The sequence below is a fragment of the Pseudoalteromonas sp. genome (assembly GCF_018402495.1).
Taxonomy (GTDB): Bacteria; Pseudomonadota; Gammaproteobacteria; order Enterobacterales; family Alteromonadaceae; genus Pseudoalteromonas.
Map to the genome: position 1 here is coordinate 89,476 of NZ_JAGYIU010000003.1, position 21,193 is coordinate 110,668.

Genomic DNA, 21,193 nt, shown 5'->3' on the forward strand with positions numbered 1-21,193 from the left:
CACTGCATGTTTAACAAAAAAGGATTATGGACCATCTTTTTAGGTCTAGTTAGTTGGAGTGTGATCGCTAGCTCAGTTACACCAACTAACAATATTTGGCAAGATAGCAATGGTGATCTTTACTATCAACAACCTGTAAAGCAAGTTACTACCATCGATGAAGCGCCTGTTAGCATTCGACTTTTTGAATCAATGCCTTATGTACGAATTATAGAAACTGCTGACGGCTATCAGCTTGTTCCTATGTCTAAATCAGAGTTTATGAAACTAAGTAATGAATTAGATGTGGTTGGTAAACGCTTAAGAAGTGACTTTGATGGCGATGGTATTCCAGATATTTTAATCCAAACCGATCTCGGCCATGAGCTGTTGGTTTCTAATAAAACAGTTAAGCCTTTTAAAATAGGTATTGATATCAGAAGTTTCGGTAATGAAATAGAAATTCGAGATGTAAACTACGACTTTAGAGCTGATATAGTTAATAAAGATACTCAAGAAGTGTATTATGCTCAAGCCGCAGGCTTAACGCATGCGATTAATACGAATGATTATGTAGGCACAATTGCGGCTGAAAGTAGCGTAACACCAAGTGGTGAATTTACTTATAACATTCCAATTACACTCGGAGAAGCAACGGGAGGTCTTAAGCCTAGTGTGTCCTTAAGTTACTCTTCGACCCCCAGAAATGGCCATGTAGGAGTTGGTTTTAATATCGGTGGCTTAAGTGCTATTACACGCTGTGAAAAAAATATGGAAACCGATGGGGTTGCTAGTTCGGTAAATTTAGATAAAGATGATATGTTTTGTTTAGATAGCCAACGCCTTATTTTAAAAACAGGGCAGACATATGGCGCTAATAATACCGAATATCGTACGCGACAAAATAATGGTCAAAAAATAGTAGCGCATACAACCAATACTACAACAGGCCCCTACGCATTTACTGTCTATGACACTCAGGGTAATAAATATACTTACGGGAAATATAGCTCTTCACAAGATGCATTAATTAAAGCAACGAATGGCCGGGGGTTTGCGTGGGCATTAAAGCGCGTTGAAGATGCGTCTGGAAATTATTATAGCTATAACTACGGTTCCGTAAGCGGTAGCTTAGAGTATTACCCATTATCAATTAAGTATTCTGGGTATGGTGCAACAACTCGTAATGAAGTGCGTTTTAATTGGCAGACTCGTGCAGATACAAGTCGTGTAACTTATTTAAAAGGTAACAAAATTACGTTAACTAAACGTCTTCAAAACGTTGAATCGTATTATTCTGGTAATTTAATACGTCGCTATAATTTGACCTATGGCTATATTGGTACAGGGGTTACTGAAAGTGTATTGCAACAAGTTCAAGCTTGCTCGAATGATAATAAATGCCTCTCACCTACTATATTTAATTGGACAAATAGAGGTGGCGTGAAGCTTGGTCGTGATATTGGCACTGATTATTCTAGAAATAGTCGTTACAAAGCGCATCAATTTTTAGACTTTAATGGCGACGGACTTACAGATATTGCTTACGTCAGAAACGACCGTGGTAGCTCAACTGATTATCTTTATTTAATACCAAATACAGGGAGTGGTTTTGGTACGGAAAAACGCTTTAATAACTTAGCAAGCAAATCATTTAGAAAAACCTGGAAAGTCATTGATTACGACAAAGACGGTAAAGATGACATTCTTTACATGCCATCAGGCTCAAGTTATTGGCGAGTTTTAAAACATACCTCAGCGATGAATTTTTCGTTTACTGATTTAACCGCAATAAGTAAACCAAGTAATGATAATAATACCCGCTTTATGGATATTGATGCTGATGGATATCCTGAGTTACTTCACTTTGTAGGAAATAAATTATCTTACCAGAAAGGCACTAAAACGGGTTTAGCAAGTGGAGCGGCAAAGGCGATTAAATTTAATCTATCTGCTCCTGCTGATTCTAGTGCAACTATGTTGGCATATGATAAGGAAGATAATACATTTCAGGCAATGGATTTTAACGGTGATGGCCGCGCCGATTTTTTAGCAAAAGTACAGCTGTCAACTTATATTGAAGAACCCCCTTGCAGAAATAGATTTGATTGTGATGTAAATCCAAGATCTGCTCCTTTAGCATCAAATCAACAAATAAGTCAGTCTAGCTTAACAACAGAGAACCAAATTGAAGAGCTTCATAACAATGGTGATTTGAATGCTAATGATGCCTTAATTCCATTAAATAGTAGCCAATTAAATCCAGTTAATATGTTAGCCTCAGTTGAAATTCCACAACAGGCTACGCTCAATGACGCTCAAAGCATTGAAGGGCTAGTTACAACTCAAAGAGTTTCAAGGACTACATATTGGAAAGTATTAATCTCAAAAGGAAACGATACATTTGATGAGTTTTTAACTGTTGGCAGTACCGCAGGAATAAAAGATATCCAAGTTGCTGAGTTGAATGGAGATGGGCTAGCGGATATTCTATATCGCGATAACAATAATAAATGGTACGCACGTATTAATAATGGCAATGGTTTTAATAGCGCTATTTATCTGTTTACTTATGATAAGCCAAGTTTAAAAACTGTTGATATTAACGGTGATGGCGTGCAAGAGATCTATCGTGAGAATTATGGAGACTATTTCCATTTTTATAATGGTAGTGGTTTCACATCAAGAAAATTAACAGATAACCGTTCAGATTATAACTTTTCTACCTACATGGATGTCACAGGAGATGGTACACCCGATAAGCTTGTTTTTTCTGGAAGGATGGGGCTTTATCAAAATTCAGATGCAGCAGCCACGTTAATAACCTCGGTTACGGATGGTTTTGGTGCCAAAACTCATGTCACTTACTCTACGTTAAATAATCGTAATGTATATGTGCCTCATAATGATGCGAGAAGTAAAAATTGGGGTAGTGGGCGTGTCACCGATGTTAAATCGGGAGCGAGAGTCGTTAGCTTACTGCGCAAAGGGGGCGACCAAATCACTTACAAATATCACGGTGCAAAGGCGCAGGTTGGCCGTGGTATGTTGGGCTTTAGACAAATAGAAATCGAAAGTAAAAATACAGGGACTAAAGTAGTAACAACCTATCGCCAAGATGGTGATTATCGAGGCAGTGCCGAGCGAGTTCAGTCTTATGTTCGTTATGGTGATGATAACGGCTCTGGTGGTGGCTCTGGGGGGGGGAATCCCCCTGGTGATCCATGCGAAATTATACCTGAGTTATGCAATTGCAAATGGGGAGATAGAGCATGCGAAATTCCTAGAACAGTACCCATTGCAGATGCTGAACAATTTACAATGGCATCAGGTAGCAAGCAAATGTCGTCGGTAAATAACTTTTCAGCTTCGGATTTGGCAAAGGTTGCAACACTATCTACGGCCACTGTAAACAGTAATATTTGGCGATTAAAGTCAGAGATAAAAACTACGTATAATCGTAAGCAAGAAACTGCTTTTAAAACTGCAAATGCAACTGTCCCTTACTTAGTTTTTCCAAACCGCACAGAAACGCGTAGTTATAATACGGATGATAGTAACCAAACTGTTATCGCCACTAAAATTAAAACATTGGCTATTGATAATTTTGGTAACCCAATCACTGAAGCAATTACCGTCGATAGCCGTAATGGTTATGCACATAGCAGCTCAACCAGTACATACAGTTATAGTGTTTACGGTGGGCGATTAACTAGAAAAGCAGAAAGCAAACGTTATTTAAACCGTTTATCTGGCAGTAATAAAGGTAATTATACTAACGCCCATGTAAGTACCTTTGTTTATGATGGCTTAGGCAGGTTGACGAAATCGATAGCAGACAATGGCGTGACCAAAACATACACCTTAAATAGTTATGGTTTGATCAGTAAAGAAACCGTCAGTAAAGCAGGTTTACCAACTAAAACTTTACATACTTATTATGATAGTACCTATCGACACGTAACTGGAGAAGAAAACACTTTAGGACATCGTAGCACGATTGGTTATGACGGCTATGGGCGCAAAAGCTATACACAAACAGCAAATGGTCAACGTACTTATTATACATATAACAAGCTTGGTCGTTTAACGGGAGAGATATCGACACCCGCAAACAATACCAGCACATCCGGTAGTCAAGCACTGAGCAATAGTAAAACTAAATATTGGTGTAAAAGCACGTCACATTGCCCTTCAAATTCGGTTTATTATGAAGAAACTATCAGCGAAGGATCGCCTGCAAGTCGAAGTTACTTTGATGTACTAGGGCGCCCCTTGCGTGAGGGGAGTATCGTGCTTAATGGAAACTATGTGTATGTTGATTACAAATACGATAGTAAAGGGCGTAAAATTCAGGAGTCAATGCCATTCTTTGCAAATGCTACCCCGACTTGGAATACTTACCAGTATGATAAACAAAATCGCGTTGTATCAGTTACCAAATCCGATGGTTCTGTATGGGATACACAATACAATGGTGAAGAGGTTACCACCATTAATCCCTCAGGGCACAAAAATACACAGCTGAAAAATGCGATGGGATTACTGGTTAAAGTGATCGACGCTAATGGTAAATCAGCCACTTACCAATACGATGAAAATGGTAAATCGCGTATATTAGCGGGCCCTAAAGGTAACCAAATTAAAGTTACGTTTGATAAATATGGCAATAAAACGCAGGTAATTGATCCCGATAAAGGGACTGTTAACTACAGCTACAATGCGTATCACCAGCTTAGTCAAGAAAGCGACAGTAACGGAAATTTAATAACGTATAAATATGACACGTTAGGTCGTGTTATTGAAAGTGTGCGAAAGCGTAACAACAAACTTGAGCATCACACTGTCACTACGTACGACAGTGGTAGTTATGCTAAAGGCATGGTGTATACTACCAGTGACAAAGTAAGTGGGTTTACTGAACGCTTTTATTATGATGCATTTGGTCGCAACCGTGAAAAACACACTATTATTGATGGTGATACCTATAAAGAGCTTTGGGCTTTCAATAATAATGGTCAACTATTAACTGAAACAGACGCAACCGGAAAATCGGTTTCGTATATTTATAATAGTTACAAGCACCTAACCTCTGTAAAAGATAACCAAACCAATGCAACGGTTTGGCAAGCAAAAGCAGCGGATGCGTTTGGTAATATTACCAAAGAACAACTCGGAAGTAGGATTACCCGTAACAAAGTGTTTGATGCTCATACTGGTTTATTAACCAGCATGGTTTCAACGGGCAGCGGTACACTGCAAAATTTACGCTATGATTGGAATAATTTAGGCAATCTAAATTATCGCCAAGATTTAGCGGTCAATAAAAAAGAAACATTCGGCTATGACAGTTTAAACCGTGTAACCCGCAGCACTATATCAGGGGGAGTAACCACCGATATTCGCTATAATGAATTAGGTAATATTACTTATAAAACAGGGGTGGGTACTTATTATTATCAAAGTAGTCGCCCACATGCTGTGACACAAGTTACAGGGTCTCGCCCTAATAATTACCAGTATGATGCTGCTGGTAATATGGTTAAAGATAATGACCGTGAGCTGGTATATAACTCATTCCATAAACCGACTTACATTAAAAAAGACGATTATTGGGTTGAGTTTGCCTACTCGGGGGCAGGTAAACGTTACAAACGTTCAGAGTTTGGTGGCGAAAAAGGCAGTTTAATCCCTATCCTAAACGGTGATATCACAGTATTTATACCCCTAGCACAAGAAACACGCTATGTTGGTAACGTAGAGTTTATCCGTTATGGTGGGCAAAGTGCGTGGGTGAGTAAACGTTACATTGCAGGTAAAGTATTAGTCACCACGGTGAATAACCAAGCCACAACACGCTACATGTTAGACGATCATTTAGGCTCGACTCATGTGATTGCTGATGCCAGTGGTAAGCTTGAACAAAGTATGAGCTTTGATGTGTTTGGTGCACGGCGTGATGCAAAAACATGGGCGAGAGATTTCAGCGACCAAGCTAAATTTACCAGTAAAATAACGTTACGTGGTTTTACTGGTCACGAGCAAATGGACGAAGTTGGGCTGGTACACATGGGCGGGCGTATTTACGACCCTATTCTTGGGCGCTTCTTACAAGCAGACCCCATGGTGCAAGCACCAGAGAACATTCAAAACTTAAACCGCTACTCGTATGTAGTAAATAATCCGCTGAATAAAACCGACCCAAGTGGGTATATATTTATGACGCTTGCAGTATGGGCACTGCAGTCGGCTATTGCTAGCGGAATCGCAACAGGCGTTGCTGCCGGTGTAATTTCAGGAATGCTTACAGCGTATCAATTTTACGGATACGCGCAATTTGCAATATCAGTCGCGCAAGCAATAGATGGTGGCGGCACCGCCATGGCCAACTTTGCGGGTGGTTATGCTAAGAGCTGGGCGAAGGGACAAGCGCTTAACTTAGCAATTGCAGGCATGGGTATGGCTATTAACAGTATCGGTAAAGAGCAGGGAGCTGCAGATACAGATAGTCATTCAACGAAGAAAGGAAAGTATGCTGCTGAATTACTAAAACAAAAAGTAACTGTAGCAGGAAATGTCGACGATGAGGTTATCGTAAATGAATCCTTTAGAGGGGTACTCAAGACTGATGTTAGTGTTTCTCAGAAAAAGTATTCAATTAAACTCGATTTAAAAGTTGCGACTAAAGATTTAAGTGAAGCTGATTTAAATGAGCAGGTTGAATTTCTAAAGAGCAGCCTAAAAGGTAAGGCTAAATACAATGACAGGTATGAAGTTGAAATATCAGCAAACGTATCTTTAGCCCCCGATTTGGAAAATGCTAATTTAATAATTAATGAATGTCCAACGCCCTGTAGTGCTGGAAATGTATGGGATGCCGCAGCTAGAGCAAAAGTTGGATCTGGCAATGTAATTGAAATGGTGCCTTGGAGAGCTAATGAAACCACTGGTGCGCATGAGTTAGGACATCTGTTAGGCTTATCGCATCAGCCTGAAAATTCAGGAAGCATTATGTCGTATGATGCAAATAAAAGTTTCTCTCAACATAACGATCTAAAAAGGTTATTTGATGCTTATAGGAAAACTGGTTTTGAATAGATTTTTAACACTTTTCTTCTTGCTGAGTATACATGAAGTTAAAGCTTTAGAAGTTAATGAGTATAGTGTTCATAAATACGATTATAAGGAAGATATTGTTGATATTTTTTCTGAAGCTAAGATTAGATTTGGATATTGCTCAAAAAAGAAAGTACGTATTACCTATGTAAAAGACGACTTTTATTTTGATGAACAACTGCTTTTGAGTAATGTTGACATAAATTGTCAAAGTGCAGAGTATGTTATTTTTAATATTGAAGATAGCAAAATTTCTGAAGGTCTTTTAAAGAAAGTGTTTAAAATATCTAATGACCTAAATAAAAAAGGTGGTGGAATGCTAAAGCAAGTATTGGAAAGAGCTGATAGCGAAGAGTTGCTCTTTATTACTTCAAAAAATGACAGTCCTTTATTTTATCATGTCAATATTAATGACTCTAAAGTCGTCAAGGCGAGGTACGAGAATTAGCCAGTTATTATAGGTTGGATCTTAAGAAAACTTGAAGTTGAACTCTCTTAAAAAGTGAATACGAAATAAATAGGGTCACCCATTAGAAAGTTCTGGTCAAGCAGGCAGTTGTGTTTTCTTGATCTTTTTATTCAAAAAACCAAGTGTTGTTACTTTTTAAACTCACTTTAAATATGACTATGCATCCAGTAATGACGTCGATTGGTGTGAATATGTAAAAGTGAATAGGGTCACCCATTAGAAAGTTCCGGTCAAGCAGGCAGCTGTGTTTTCTTGATCTTTTTATTCAAAAAACCAAGTGTTGTTACTTTTTAAACTCACTTTAAATATGACTACGCACCCAGTAATGACGTCGATTGGTGTGAATATGCACCAGTCACCCATGTGAATTTAGGCAGTTTAATTAAGCATCATGGATGATTAATTAAGGCCCTTGGCTTTCGCCTCAGTCATCGTTTAGTACCAATGTCAGTCCAGTTTCTGGCTGTGTTTACACACTGCGCTGTAACAATTCTGTGGTTTATGTTTGAACATAACCACCCCTTTTTGGCTCAAACATTGGGCATATCCAGTATTTAAAATATGAGCGGTTAACGTGCAGGCTCAATCAAATCTAATGGTTTTACCAACCCCATTATTAGCTCAACACGTTAACCTAATTTTTTATAGTCGCTAAGTAAACGCCTTGTGTTCATCAAATGGGACATTATCTTTAAGCACGTGATAACAGGCTCTTGCGAGCTTATGCGTAACCGTTTTAATTGCGATAACGTGGTTCGTTTTAGCCAGTTTTCGTTGATAATATTTTTTAATTGTTGGGTTATACCGAATGGCAAAGTTAGCGGCCTCAGTAAACGCCCACGCTAAGTAACGATTACCATTCTTTTGATTAGTAGCGCCTTTCTTCTTCCCATTGCTGTATTTTGCACCTTTAACGCAGCGACAATATGAGGAGAAATTACCTGGACTATCAAAACGTTTAATAGTGCCTGTCTCTAACATAATGGTCAGTGCTAACGTATTCCCAATCCCATCGATACTAGTTAGGTTTATAAACTCAGGGGAGAGCGATGTTTGTTGTAAAATAGCGCTCTCTATTGCATTAATTTGCTGTTGGGCACAACGTATTAATGAGAGGTTAGAAATGACCGACAGTGCTGTATTCATTGAGCTAAAGTCTGCGTGTACCTGCTCAGTATCAACCCCTTTTCTGATAGCGGCCATTTGTTTTATTTTGTTGCTACTGAGTTTGTAGCCAAGGTGTCGCATGTAACAGCTTTGCACTGATAATAGGTTTTTAGTGGATTGTTGAACAATGTCCATTCGTTTACGCATTAAGTCGCGAACAGCTCTGAGTTCACGAGGATAAATGTAGCCCTCAGGCAGGATGTCTAGACGTAACATTTCAGCCAACCAGCGTGCATCACTGTGGTCGTCTGCATATTTTAAGCCTGAATATTGTTGAATTGCAGCGGGGTTCGCTAAGTGAAGTTTAAATTCTGCATCCATTAAAGCGTCGACTAACCAGTACCAATTAAATGTTGATTCGACAACAAGCCCTTTTAAGTTGTCTTTATAAGGACTTAAAAAAGATAAAATGACAGACATGTCATTATTTAAACGCTTAACGGTAAGTGTTTCACCCTGTTCATTAATGATAGCAATAACACAATTATTTGAATGCAAGTCAATTCCACCATATAGTTTCATACTAAGCTCCTCGAGATACAGTTTATGTTTTGGTTAACACAACTGTATCGAAAAACTCGAGGAGCTTTCTATATGATTATCAAGTCTTGCTTCTTGCCTTTTGGTGATGAGTTTTGTTTTTAATAAGGAAATAACGTGAAATTTTTACTTTTATTGAGTTTGCTTGTAATGGTCTAATGAAATTGGAGAGGTTTATAGCGTAAAATTGTAGTGGTACAGAGAAAGAGTGTCTGCTATTTCTCATTTGAGGCACAACCCTTATGTTTTAGAACATAGTATGATGGGGAAAAATTATGTTGATTAAAAAACTAGCTATTGTAACTTTGATGATATTCACATGTTTATCTTGTGCCAAAAGTAGGGCAGTCGATGTTAAAGTCAATTTAAGCTGTAACTTTGAAAATGAAGAATTTAATTTATTAGTAAGCTACAGTAATAACAATTTAAAAGATTCAAGAAAAATAAGATTCAATACTGATTTCAGTGGGTTAGCTTTATTTAAATACGATGAATATAAGCAAGCCATTAACACTGGTAATAGAAATAGTTTCATGAAAATTTTTTTAAAACATCATGAAAAAATAACTCCTTTCGAAGTTGAAATTAAAGCCGGTGAAATCTTCATTATTGATATCCCAATAGAGAAAATCTATAAATTAACCATTTCAGAAGAGGAGTATATAGTTTCGCTTATGGAATTTGTGAAAATAAATAGTGAGTACAGAAAGTTTTCAAGTAACAACCTGGTTATATCTAAATATGGATGTTTTGAAGCATAGATTAAGCTTTTAGAAATAGGAATAAAAGTGAATAGGGTCAGGTCTTGCATTTTGCCTTTTATGAAATATGAGTGGGTAGGTTTTGCATCTTGCATTTTATAAAAAAAGAATGAAAACAGTAAACGGGGTCAAAATGAAGTGAATAGGGTCAAGTCTTGCTTCTTGCCTTTTGGTGATGAGTTTTGTTTTTAACAAACTAAAACTAGTTATATTTCAAGGTTTATTGCAACCATTATTAAATATAGGGAGCTTGTATTTGCTGTCGCTCCCTTATTTAAAACTTATTGAGTATTTTTTGCTTCTTCTTCACTTATTTGCTTAAGTGCTTGAATAAACGACTCACTCGGTTGCCCACCTGTCAGTGCATACTTATCATTTATAATAAAAGTAGGCACTGAAGTAATACCCATTTGCTTAACGTTATTTTGCTCATGGCGGACCGCTTGTACGTATTTATCTGAGTGTAAAATATCACGGGCTGTATCTTTGTTAAGGCCGACTTTTTCTACTACTTCGAGTAATGCATCTTCTTGATTTAAATATTTTAAATTGGTGAAGTGCGCCTCAAAAAACGCCAATTTTAACTCGGTTTGCTTGCCTTCTTCGCGGGCCCACATTAGTAAGCGATGTAAATCAAAGCTGTTGATCATGATGCGTTTACCGTCAAAATTAAAGGTAAAGCCAGCTCGTTCACCTGCATCCACTAGGTTTTTCCGATTTCGCGCACTGTCTTCTTCGGTTAAGCTGTATTTTTGCTGCAAGTGCTCGTTTAAATCTTGCCCTTGAAGTGGCATATTGGGATTAAGTTCAAAAGGGTGCCATGTAATGTCCGCACTCATTTCGTCTTTTAATTCTGCCAATGCGGTTTCTAAGTTTTTATACCCAATAATACACCACGGGCACATTACATCTGAGACGATATCAATTTTAAAGTTTTTCACAGGGATCCTTGAAGGATTGCTTGGTAATAACAATGGATATTGGGATGAAGTTTAGTTTATCAATCATTGAACATAAAATGAGCAGCGAAGGTGCTGCTCTTTTATTGAATGTTTTCAGGTTAGCTGTTTAAACCAAATGGGTCGTCAATGCTGTGGCTTGGTTGGGTAAACCAACGCGGGCCGTCATCTGTCATATAGAAGTGATCTTCTAATCTCACACCAAATTCATCTGGAATAACCAGCATTGGCTCGTTACTAAAACACATGCCTGTGGCAAGCGGGGTTTTATCACCCCCCACTAAATAAGGCCATTCATGAATGTCTAAGCCAATACCATGGCCTGTGCGGTGCGGGCAACCTGGTGTTTGGTATTCAGGGCCTAAGCCTTGAGCTGCTAAGTAGCTGCGAGCGGCTTGATCAACCGATTCACAGGTTTTGCCAATGGCGGCTTGATTAAAAGCTGCTAGTTGCGCTGCTTTTTCAAAATCCCAAAATAGGCGTTGGCGGCTGGTTGCTTCACCAAACACGTAGGTGCGCGTAATATCAGACAGGTAATCGTGTACTTTGCATCCGGTATCAATAAGGACCATGTCGCCTTTTTTCAAAATTTGCGGATCTTTTACACCATGAGGGAATGAGGTAGCAAGGCCAAACAATACAATACAGAAGTAATTTCCCGGGGCACCTACTTTTTGATGCGCTTTTTTAATAAATTCTTCGACTTCTATGGTACTAATACCTTCATAAAGTATACTCGCAGTAGCCTGATGAACCGCTAAGGTCATATCCATAGCGCATTGCATTAATGCTAATTCATTGGCTGATTTATGCATTCGACAATGCGCAGTAACTGGTTGAGCGTTAACCAGCTTTAACCCTGAACTGGCTTTATTGATGCCATCAAAAATAAAAAACTGTGCGCTTTCATCAATACCAACCGTTGCAGTGTCACTAATATTAAGCTGTTCAAGCACGTTAACGAATAGCTCAAACGGGTTCTCGTGTTCTTGCCAGCCGTGTATTGGGCCATCAATGACTTTAAAGCCATTTAAAGAGCCAATTTCAAAATGGGGGGCAATGTATTGCACCTCACCCATGGCCGGTAAAATAGCGCCGACTAGTCGTTCACTGGCATACCATTTCATACCTGTAAAATAGGTTAAGTTGGTACCTGCATTTAAATAGATTGCAGCAATATTATTAGCTTGCATATAAGCTTGCGCTTTGGCCATACGCACTAAATACTCATCGGCCTGAATAGGCGTGACCGAGTGGGTCATATTACTGAGGTTAGCCAGTGCTTGCTCGGGTGTGTGAGTACCAATACCAAGAGGTGTCATCTATATCTCCTACAAAATTTTGCATAGTGTGTAGGCTAAACGTGTTCAATTCAAATTAATTGCGAATAGTGAAAAAAGTATTGAACAAATGGGGATGAGTTATCAAGTCTCTCATTACCAAGGACTTGATAACCTTGGGCTATTTTTTTGCGTAGGGTAAACGATTGAGCTTATTCGCCGTGTGGTAACTATCTAATCCGGTTACTGCAACTGTATCGATGGCTTGTAAGTCTAAAAAGCCGTCGCTTTGCAATGCTGATTCATCCACATAAACATCCATTATTTCACCAATCACCAGTTCGGTGCCGTTTACGGCTAAATGTTGGTTTTCTATAAATTTTACTGCGTATTTAAGTCGGCTTTGTGCCACAAATGGTGCATTAAAGTCGTTTAAATATTCTTTTGTGAGATTCGTTGCATCAAATTCGCACTCATCTTTATCATAACGTGCAGAGGTTTGATGCGCCTGTGTATAAATAGCACTATTTACTTGGTTAATAGTATAAACGCCGGTTTCTATAATATTTTCGAATGTGTGCCTTGGTACGCTATGCGGGCGCATTATCATGCCAACAAGTGGTGGGTGGGCACCTAAATGAATAACCGAGCTTACAATGGCTAAATTAGTATTACCCTGTGCATCTTGTGTACCAATTAAGTTGGCGCTTTTAAATCCAGACAGAGAGTTGATAAAGTGTGTACGTGTGTGTTTTTCCAGTGCAGCTATGCGGTCTTTAGAAAAATGCATGTGTTGAGTCCTTACCATTTTATGGTGTTTCCTTGCCAATCTAAGTAGGCAGGTTCGCCGTTGAGTTCTAACTGTGGGTTTTCGTAAGTAAATTTAAATAATTGCTGCGCGACAAACTCAGGGGTAAACAGTTTATCTGCGGGCACATTTTTTTGAAATGGCTTAGAAAGCTGTGTATCTGTAGTACCCGGGTGAAATAAAACCAGTTTAGTGTTTTTAGCGCGACGAGCAAGTTCAATAGCAGCTGTTTTAAATAGCATGTTCAGTGCAGACTTAGAGGCGCGATAAGTATACCAGCCACCCAGTTTATTGTCGTTAATACTGCCTACTCGAGCGCTCAAAGCGGTAATTGTGCAGTGAGTTTTGTGGTTAAGCAGTGGCAGTATACTTTGTAAGCACAGCAGGGGGACAAGTGTATTAGAGTGCAAAAGCTGCATAAAATAATCACTGTTAATTTCTTCGAGCTTTTTTTCTGGCATGTGTTGGTCGTTGTGTAATTGACCATTAAATATTATTACCTGAGCAAGCTCAATTTGTTGTGACTTTAACGACTGGGTTAGCTCATTTAGGCTTTGCGCCGAGTAGTCGCTGTGGAAATAGGTTACCTTGTCATCATTATACTCAATACTCGATGAGCTGACACAAATTATATTAAATTGTGCTGCTTGCTGATTTAAATGACTTACGTAAGATTGTGCAATGGCGCTACTGGCGCCAAATAAAATCACTGTTTTCATTTTTCACCTTTAGATTTGATATTGCATTGACCATTACTACACTGCGCATTGGGCATTAAAAAACGGCTAATAGGGTGGCGATATTTTGCAAAAAAAGTGTAAGCATGATCTGCAAAAAAGCGAATTACGGGCAAACGAATTATTTTAAGCCAACGGTATTTTCCTACTGTGCGCCAAGCCTGATAAGTGACGTCTAAGCCGTAAATCATCTGCCCTTTATCAGTTTGGGCGTGCAATAAATCCATGGCATTTTGTTTATCGATTGCGGGAAAACGCTCACTAAAATCATCAGCGTTTAAATCTTCTAGTGTAATTTTATGATCAACATCGGCACGTTTTAAATGTTGCATTTCTGCATTGCACAGTGGGCAATTGCCATCGTAAAAAATGATCATGTTATCGCTTTGTGTTTATTTTACATATGCTTTTTTACGACAAGACAATGCAAATGGATCTATTAAATATTCCCTCTTAGTGATATTAATAGGTCTCCAAGAAACGAAGGAGAGCTAGAAATGAGTGAACAATATGCCGCCTTGCGAGGTAATGTTAATCTACTTGGTCAATTATTAGGACAAACTATTAAAGATGCCCAAGGCCAAGAGATTTTAGATAAAGTAGAAGAAATTCGGGCTTTATCAAAATCATCTCGCAGTGGCAATGAAGCCGACCGCCAAGCGTTAATTGATGTACTCCATGCGCTCAGTGATGAGGAGCTTTTACCGGTTGCCCGTTCATTTAATCATTTTTTAAACTTAGCTAATGTTGCAGAGCAGTTTCATACCGTATCACGTTTTAATGATGTTGGTTTTTGCCAACTAAATCCTCTCACTCAAACATTAAAAACGTTAGCAGCAAAGGCCGAGCAAGGTCAGCTTAATCATAATCATTTAGCCGACACCCTCTCAAAACTCCACATAAACTTAGTACTAACCGCTCACCCAACCGAAGTGACTCGCCGTACTATTATTAACAAGCATGTTGAACTAAGCGATTGTTTAGCGTCGCTTGAGCGTACCGACAACCTTGCGCAAGAGCGCGAAGCGATATTAAATCGAATTGCGCAGCTAATTAGCCAAGCTTGGCATACCGACGATATTCGTCGTTCTCGCCCAAGCCCTGTTGATGAAGCTAAATGGGGCTATGCGGTAATTGAAAATAGCTTATGGGATGCCGTGCCACGTTTTTTACGTGAGTTTAGCCAGCATGTTAAACAGCATTTGAGCCTTGAGCTACCTGCCAACTACAGCCCGATAGAATTTACGTCGTGGATGGGGGGAGATCGGGATGGTAACCCGTTTGTAACCGCCGAGGTGACTAAGCAAGTACTCGATCATGGCCGTTGGATGGCGCTGGATTTATACCAGCGTGATTTAGAAACTTTGTGTGCTGAACTTTCTATGTCGGATGCCAGCGATGAGCTCATTAAATTGGCTGGGCAAGAGTTTGAACCTTATCGAGCCGTGCTCAAAAAGCTTAAAAATCAAGTTGCTGAAACAGTGATGTACTTAAGCGCTAAAATTAAAAATAAGCGCACCGAATCACAAGATTTAATTACTGATATTAACCAAATTAAGCACCCCATTGAGGTGTGTTATCGCTCATTATTAAAATGCAATATGCAAGTGGTTGCTGATGGCTTATTACTGGATATGATCCACCGAGTAAATAGCTTTGGTTTGCGTTTGGCAAAACTAGATGTGCGACAGGATTCGTCAAGACACAGTGATGTATTTTCTGAACTCACTCGTTACTTAGGCATTGGCGACTACAACCAATGGCAAGAGCAAGATAAACAGGCATTTTTACTTGCTGAGCTAAATTCGCGTCGTCCGCTTATTCCTAAGCATTGGCAACCTAGCCCTGAGGTGCAAGAGGTACTCGACACCTTTGATGTTATTGCACAGCAAGATGCAAAAACCTTTGGTTTATACATTATATCTATGGCACGAACCGCCTCTGACATATTAGCAGTACAGCTATTACTTAAAGAGTCAGGCTGCGTTTTTGAACTGCCTGTGGCGCCTTTATTCGAAACCTTGGACGATTTAAACGATGGTCACAACGTCATCACTACGCTTTTAAATAACGAGTGGTACCGTGGACACATCAAAAACACCCAAAATGTAATGATTGGCTATTCAGACTCAGCCAAAGATGCAGGCATGATGGCTGCTGGCTGGGCACAATATGAGGCAATGGACAAGTTAGTGCAACTGGCGGATGAACGCGGTATTGAGCTGGTTTTATTTCATGGTCGTGGAGGCACGGTTGGTCGAGGCGGTGCACCTGCAGCGCAAGCCTTGCATTCGCAGCCACCGGGTTCACTCAAAGGGGGCCTTAGGGTGACAGAACAAGGCGAAATGATCCGCTTTAAATTTGGCTTACCCAATGTGGCATTGCAAAGCTTAAACATATACGCGGGTGCGGTGCTGCAAAGTAACTTATTACCACCGCCAGAGCCCAAAGATGAATGGCGCGAAGTTATGGCATTAATTAGTGATGTATCGTGTCAGCACTACCGCAATGTTGTTCGCCACGATGAAAACTTTGTACCTTACTTCAGAATGGCAACACCAGAATTGGAGCTATCTAAATTGCCATTAGGTTCAAGGCCAGCTAAACGTAATCCTAATGGTGGGGTTGAGAGCTTACGCGCTATTCCGTGGATATTTGCGTGGAGTCAAAATCGTTTAATGTTACCTGCATGGTTAGGCGCATTAAGCGGACTTAAAGCAGCGCTTGAGAAATATGGGATTGAAACCCTAAGCGAAATGAGTTTGCAATGGCCGTTTTTTAGAGCGCGTTTAGAAATGCTAGAAATGGTATTTAGTAAAGCGGATAGCTGGTTAAGTGAGCACTACGATAATGCGCTGGTGGAAGACATGTATAGGCCTTTAGGTGTTGCCTTACGTGAGGAATTAGCAGAGGCGATAACCTTAGTGCAATCATTGAGCCCGCAAAAAAGTCTATTAGCCGATCAACCTTGGATCAAAGAGTCTATCGGGCTTAGAAATCCGTACACTGATCCACTTAATGTGTTACAAGTTGAGCTATTACGTCGTTCTCGTGGCGATGATAAAGGTAATGAAAGCGATATAGATAATGCCTTAATGATCACCATGACGGGGATTGCAGCGGGTATGCGAAATACAGGTTAATCCAAAATTAGATTAGTTTTAAAGGGAACACGCGACGTGCTCCCTTTTTTACGTTAAATAGGCTGGTATTTCGTTTGCCAACCTTTTACACTACTTAGCCATTGAACAATTAAAAACTATTATGGCTTCAGCAACTTTTAAAGTGCAACATAATACAGCACTTAGCAATTCACACATTTCTTTAAACGTAGCGCAAACGCAAGCTCTACGCAGTCAATTAAAAACTCAACGCGGTATTTTATACCCAAACGATATTAAAGCGCTTTGCACCGAGCTTAATGTTAGCGAAGATATTTTATTACAAGGCTTAGTGCCGCTTGCTTCTGAATTTTCGGTTGCACCTATTTCCAAATTTCATGTCGGCGCAATTGTAAAAGGGCTCGATTCACAAGGAAACTCCACTTTTTACTTTGGCGCTAACGCTGAGTTTTACCATCAAGCACTAAGTTTAGTGGTGCACGGTGAGCAATCTGCAATTAATAATGCCTGGTTAAATGGCGCTAAAAAAATTCTTAAAATAGCGATTAGTGATGTCCCATGTGGGTACTGTCGTCAATTTATGAATGAATTGGCTGATGCGAAAGAGCTTGATATTTTATTGCCAGCACAAGAGTTTAAGCTAGCAGAATTATTACCGTATTCATTTGGACCAACTGATTTAGGCAATGAGCACAGCTTATTTAATCCGGCCGAGCAAACTAATCGTTTTGAAAACAAACAACTTGATGAAAAACTGATGAGCTATGCTTTAGCGGCATATGTGCCTTATAGTCAAAATTACAGTGCAGTTAAAATCAGTACGTTTGAAAACGGTGACTTTTACGGCAGCTATGCTGAAAATGCAGCGTATAGCCCGAGTTTATCACCGCTGCAAAGCGCAGTGAGTCAACTGTTTTTAGCAGGGTTAAGCTTTGATAAACAAACAGTAAAATCAATTACTTTATTAGAAACTGCTGGTCACGAAAACCAATCAGGAGTGGCAAAAGCTGTGTTAGCAAGCTTTACTGGCTTGCCAACACTTGAGGTTATTAGCGCAACATTAGCCAAGTAACACTTTAGCGGCTTCAAGTACCACGGCAACCGATTTTTTCTCAATCTCGCCGTGGTCCACGTTAGGGATTTCTTGGCGTGTTCTATTTACCAATACACCCGCAACACAGGCTGCTTGTAAGCCAAGTGCGGCACACATAGTAAATAAAGTAGCCGATTCCATTTCGTAGTTCATTACGCCTAATTTTTGCCATTCTTCACAGCTACCTTGTAATGACTTAGGAACATAACCAGAATGCGTATCGTAACGCTCTTGCCCTGGGTAGAAAGTATCGCTTGAAGCGGTAATGCCAATATGAAAGTCAATATTTAAATTTTCACAGGCTTTTACCATCGCTTGAGTGGCAAAAAAGTCAGAAACAGCAGGGTAGCACAGTGGTGCAAAATGCTGACTCGCGCCATCTAAACGAACGGAGGCTTGGCTAATTAAAATATCGCCTTCGTTAATATGTGGTTGAATAGCGCCTGTTGTGCCAATGCGAAGAAAGCTACGTACGCCAAGTTGCGCCAGTTCTTCAACCGCGATAGAGGTGGAAGGGCCGCCAATACCGGTTGAACAAACCACCACAGAGTGGCCGTTTAATTGGCCTAAATAAATATGAAACTCACGGGTTTGAGCAAGGCAGGTTGGATTATCTAAGAACTGTGAAATACGTGCAGCACGATCTGGATCCCCTGGAACAATAGCCAGTTTTGCACCTTTTAAATCATCAATACACAGTCCTAAGTGAAATACCTTTTCCATAATTAAGCCTTTTTAATAAGAATTGTTGTCAATTTACCATAATTACGAGAAACATAAATGAAGTACAGGACGGATGTCCGTATTGACTTTATTTGATTTATTCACCAACTCTGAATATTCAATCAATTGCTAAAATTACGAACAAAATGACCCCGTTGACTTGTTTACTCAGACACTATATTTATACCTCATAGCAAACCAATAGCTAGGCTAAAATGCCGTTAGCTAAATTTAAAATATTTTATATTCATAAGGTTAGTTAGTATGTTGGGTATTGCTTTGCCACTGATCTAGCCTAGCAAAGTACAACGTTTAGTGATTTTTATAACCAGATAAAATTAATTTTTAATTTATTCAGCATTCGTTGTTTTGCATAACTACTCAATAATAGACAAGACATACAGATTGGAAAAGGGTTTACAATGAGCACACAATTTCAAGCATTTAAAGATAAAGTTGAGCACTGTTTATGTGCACCTGGCGACGGTGTATTCACGGTTAATACGGCGAAAGAACGCAAAGCAGCACTCAGAAATAAATTATATGGCCAAACTGAAAATGTCGATGTTTTATGGCGTGACTCGCTAAATGAATTACCTCACTCACCGCACAAAGCAGTGATGCTGGGGATCAGCTCAGATTGTGGTGGTGGTATTTTACGTGGTGCAAACTGGGGGCCCTTATTTTTACGCTCAGCACTGATTGACCAACAAACACAATGTCGCTCATTTGACTTAGGTGATGTGCGCGTAATACCGCACTTATTACACGATAAGTACTTAAATGAGGCAACAATTACTAATTGTCAAAAAGCGTTGTACGGTAATGACAATAACGATCATTATGTGAGCCCATTGTCTATTACTGAAGATGTGTGTGACAGTTTTTATGCGACATTCCAAGACAAAGGTATTTTTGGTATTGGTGGCGACCACTCAATTAGTTATCCACTTACAAAAGCGTATTTAAAAGCAAAACGCGACCAAGGTAAACGTACGGCGATTATTCATTTTGATGCCCATACCGATTTATTGGTTGAACGTTTAGGGATTGATTTATGTTTTGGCTCTTGGTGTACGCATATTTTAGAGTTTTTACCCGCACCACATCATTTAATTCAATTTGGTATTCGTTCAAGTGGTAAGCCTAAATCACACTGGGAAAGTACTTTTGGTGTTAAACAGCACTGGGCTGCTGAAATTATTGAGCGTGGTGCAGCCGCTGTTGCTGCCGAGACGATTGCGCAACTAAAGGCTGACAAGGTTGATGAAGTGTATGTAAGCTTTGATATTGATGCGCTTGATGCTGAGTTTGCCTCAGCAACAGGTACACCTGAAGAAAATGGATTAACTCCACAGCATGCACTTGATATTTTGTCAGCCATTGCCGGTGAGTTTCCAATAACCGGTGCAGATATGATGGAAATCGCGCCGTTTACCGATAGCTCCTTAGTGGGTCAATCAAGCTCTGAGACAACATTGAGAGAAGGCGCTAAAATTTCTGCATTTTTAATCGGTGCAATGAATCGATAATCTCATAATTGGCTATTTGTAAATAATCCGCTATATTGAGTTGGTTTTAGGTAAAAAGTAACGTCTTTAATTTAATATAGTGGGTTATTGTGACTAAGTGGTATTGTGTATTCTTTCTCATTGTGAGTCAGCATTGTGCGGCTAAACTTACTGTTTTAACAGAGAACTTCGCGCCTGCACAGTATCTTGATGCGAATAATAATTTAGTCGGTGATGCAGCTGATAAAGTGCGATTAGCGCTCGATAGCACAGGGATTGATTATTCTATTTCTGTGAACGATTGGAGTATGGCGTACAATATTGCATTAAGAGATGCTCAAAGCTGTATATTTTCAATTTCGCGATCGCCTGAACGTGAAGACAATTTTATTTGGTTTGCTAAGCTTGGCCAATTTGATACCAATTTTTATGCGCTTAAAAGCAAAGGTATTGTGCTAAATAATCTCGAGCAGGCTAAGCAATATCGTATTGCGGTTTTAAAAGATAACTACAGCCATCATTACTTACTTTCAAAGGGCTTTAAAGAAAACGAAAATTTAATGCTGTTTAGTAGCTTTGATAATATTTTTAAGATAATCCAAACCCGAAGTTCGAGTATTGATTTAGTTGTTATACCAGCGCAGCGAATAAACCATGAACAATCTCATTTATTAAATAAATTACAACTCGAATCACTCATGCCCATCAATGCCCATCAAGCCCCTTTATATTTCGCCTGTAATAAAAACCTCCCCGATAACGTAAAGCAACAACTTAGCGCGGCTTTTTCTTCGTATGAGTCTAAGCTATAAATATTAAGCTTTTGATTTTTATTAGTTATTAATATTATTTAAATATCAATTGCCCTGTCTATAAAAGCGTCTATAATCCAGCTGCTTTTGCTTGTAAAAGCGATTATTTTGGAGTT

The 21,193-nt window shown here is 39.3% G+C and carries 14 protein-coding genes; 7 read left to right on the forward strand and 7 right to left on the reverse strand.

The window, feature by feature from the left end; genetic code table 11:
* The first annotated feature begins 6 nt into the window (after positions 1–6).
* Complete coding sequence (locus KG708_RS10295) at positions 7–7,077, forward strand: FG-GAP-like repeat-containing protein (protein ID WP_213609526.1); 7,071 nt, start codon at positions 7–9, stop codon at positions 7,075–7,077.
* On the forward strand, positions 7,070–7,543 hold the full coding sequence (locus tag KG708_RS10300) for a hypothetical protein (RefSeq protein WP_213609528.1): 474 nt from the start codon (positions 7,070–7,072) through the stop codon (positions 7,541–7,543). Before KG708_RS10295 ends, KG708_RS10300 begins: the two co-directional genes overlap by 8 nt.
* Positions 7,544–8,215: 672 nt before the next feature.
* Here the strand turns inward: KG708_RS10300 and KG708_RS10305 are convergent.
* A complete protein-coding gene (locus KG708_RS10305; RefSeq protein WP_213609530.1) occupies positions 8,216–9,253 on the reverse strand; it encodes an IS110 family transposase in 1,038 nt (345 codons plus the stop codon).
* Between the two features lie 293 nt (positions 9,254–9,546).
* Here KG708_RS10305 and KG708_RS10310 point away from each other — a divergent pair, with 293 nt between their 5' ends.
* Positions 9,547–10,032, forward strand: a complete 486-nt coding sequence (locus KG708_RS10310; RefSeq protein ID WP_213609532.1) for a hypothetical protein — start codon at positions 9,547–9,549, stop codon at positions 10,030–10,032.
* 281 nt (positions 10,033–10,313) lie between these two features.
* On the opposite strand, the gene KG708_RS10315 is transcribed toward KG708_RS10310, so the two are convergent.
* The 5 genes from KG708_RS10315 to KG708_RS10335 form a co-directional block, all read right to left on the reverse strand.
* Entirely contained in the window at positions 10,314–10,973 is a 660-nt protein-coding gene (locus tag KG708_RS10315; RefSeq protein ID WP_213609534.1) for a DsbA family protein, read from the reverse strand.
* 119 nt (positions 10,974–11,092) lie between these two features.
* Positions 11,093–12,313 carry a Xaa-Pro peptidase family protein gene (locus KG708_RS10320; RefSeq protein WP_213609536.1) on the reverse strand — a complete coding sequence of 407 codons (1,221 nt, stop codon included), beginning with the start codon at positions 12,311–12,313 and terminating at the stop codon, positions 11,093–11,095.
* 139 nt (positions 12,314–12,452) lie between these two features.
* Positions 12,453–13,061 carry a flavin reductase gene (locus tag KG708_RS10325; RefSeq protein WP_213609538.1) on the reverse strand — a complete coding sequence of 203 codons (609 nt, stop codon included), beginning with the start codon at positions 13,059–13,061 and terminating at the stop codon, positions 12,453–12,455.
* Positions 13,062–13,072: 11 nt separating this feature from the next.
* Positions 13,073–13,798 carry an SDR family NAD(P)-dependent oxidoreductase gene (locus tag KG708_RS10330; protein WP_213609540.1) on the reverse strand — a complete coding sequence of 242 codons (726 nt, stop codon included), beginning with the start codon at positions 13,796–13,798 and terminating at the stop codon, positions 13,073–13,075.
* Positions 13,795–14,193 (reverse strand): thiol-disulfide oxidoreductase DCC family protein, encoded by a 399-nt coding sequence (locus KG708_RS10335; RefSeq protein WP_213609542.1) that lies wholly within the window; start codon positions 14,191–14,193, stop codon positions 13,795–13,797. Before KG708_RS10335 ends, KG708_RS10330 begins: the two co-directional genes overlap by 4 nt.
* Before the next feature lie 120 nt (positions 14,194–14,313).
* On the opposite strand from KG708_RS10335, the gene ppc reads away from it, so the two are divergent.
* Both ppc and cdd read left to right on the forward strand, forming a co-directional pair.
* The gene (gene ppc, locus KG708_RS10340; protein ID WP_213609544.1) at positions 14,314–16,959 is read left to right on the forward strand and encodes a phosphoenolpyruvate carboxylase; all 2,646 of its coding nucleotides are present in this window, start codon (positions 14,314–14,316) and stop codon (positions 16,957–16,959) included.
* Between the two features lie 121 nt (positions 16,960–17,080).
* On the forward strand, positions 17,081–18,010 hold the full coding sequence (gene cdd, locus KG708_RS10345) for a cytidine deaminase (RefSeq protein WP_213609546.1): 930 nt from the start codon (positions 17,081–17,083) through the stop codon (positions 18,008–18,010).
* On the opposite strand, the gene udp is transcribed toward cdd, so the two are convergent.
* A complete protein-coding gene (gene udp, locus KG708_RS10350; RefSeq protein WP_008112319.1) occupies positions 17,999–18,754 on the reverse strand; it encodes a uridine phosphorylase in 756 nt (251 codons plus the stop codon). The genes cdd and udp overlap by 12 nt on opposite strands.
* Positions 18,755–19,176: 422 nt before the next feature.
* Between udp and KG708_RS10355 the strand changes: the two genes are divergently transcribed.
* Together KG708_RS10355 and KG708_RS10360 are read left to right on the forward strand one after the other, a co-directional pair.
* Positions 19,177–20,286, forward strand: a complete 1,110-nt coding sequence (locus KG708_RS10355; protein WP_213609548.1) for an arginase family protein — start codon at positions 19,177–19,179, stop codon at positions 20,284–20,286.
* 89 nt (positions 20,287–20,375) lie between these two features.
* The gene (locus KG708_RS10360) at positions 20,376–21,077 is read left to right on the forward strand and encodes a transporter substrate-binding domain-containing protein (RefSeq protein ID WP_213609550.1); all 702 of its coding nucleotides are present in this window, start codon (positions 20,376–20,378) and stop codon (positions 21,075–21,077) included.
* Positions 21,078–21,193: the final 116 nt, after the last annotated feature.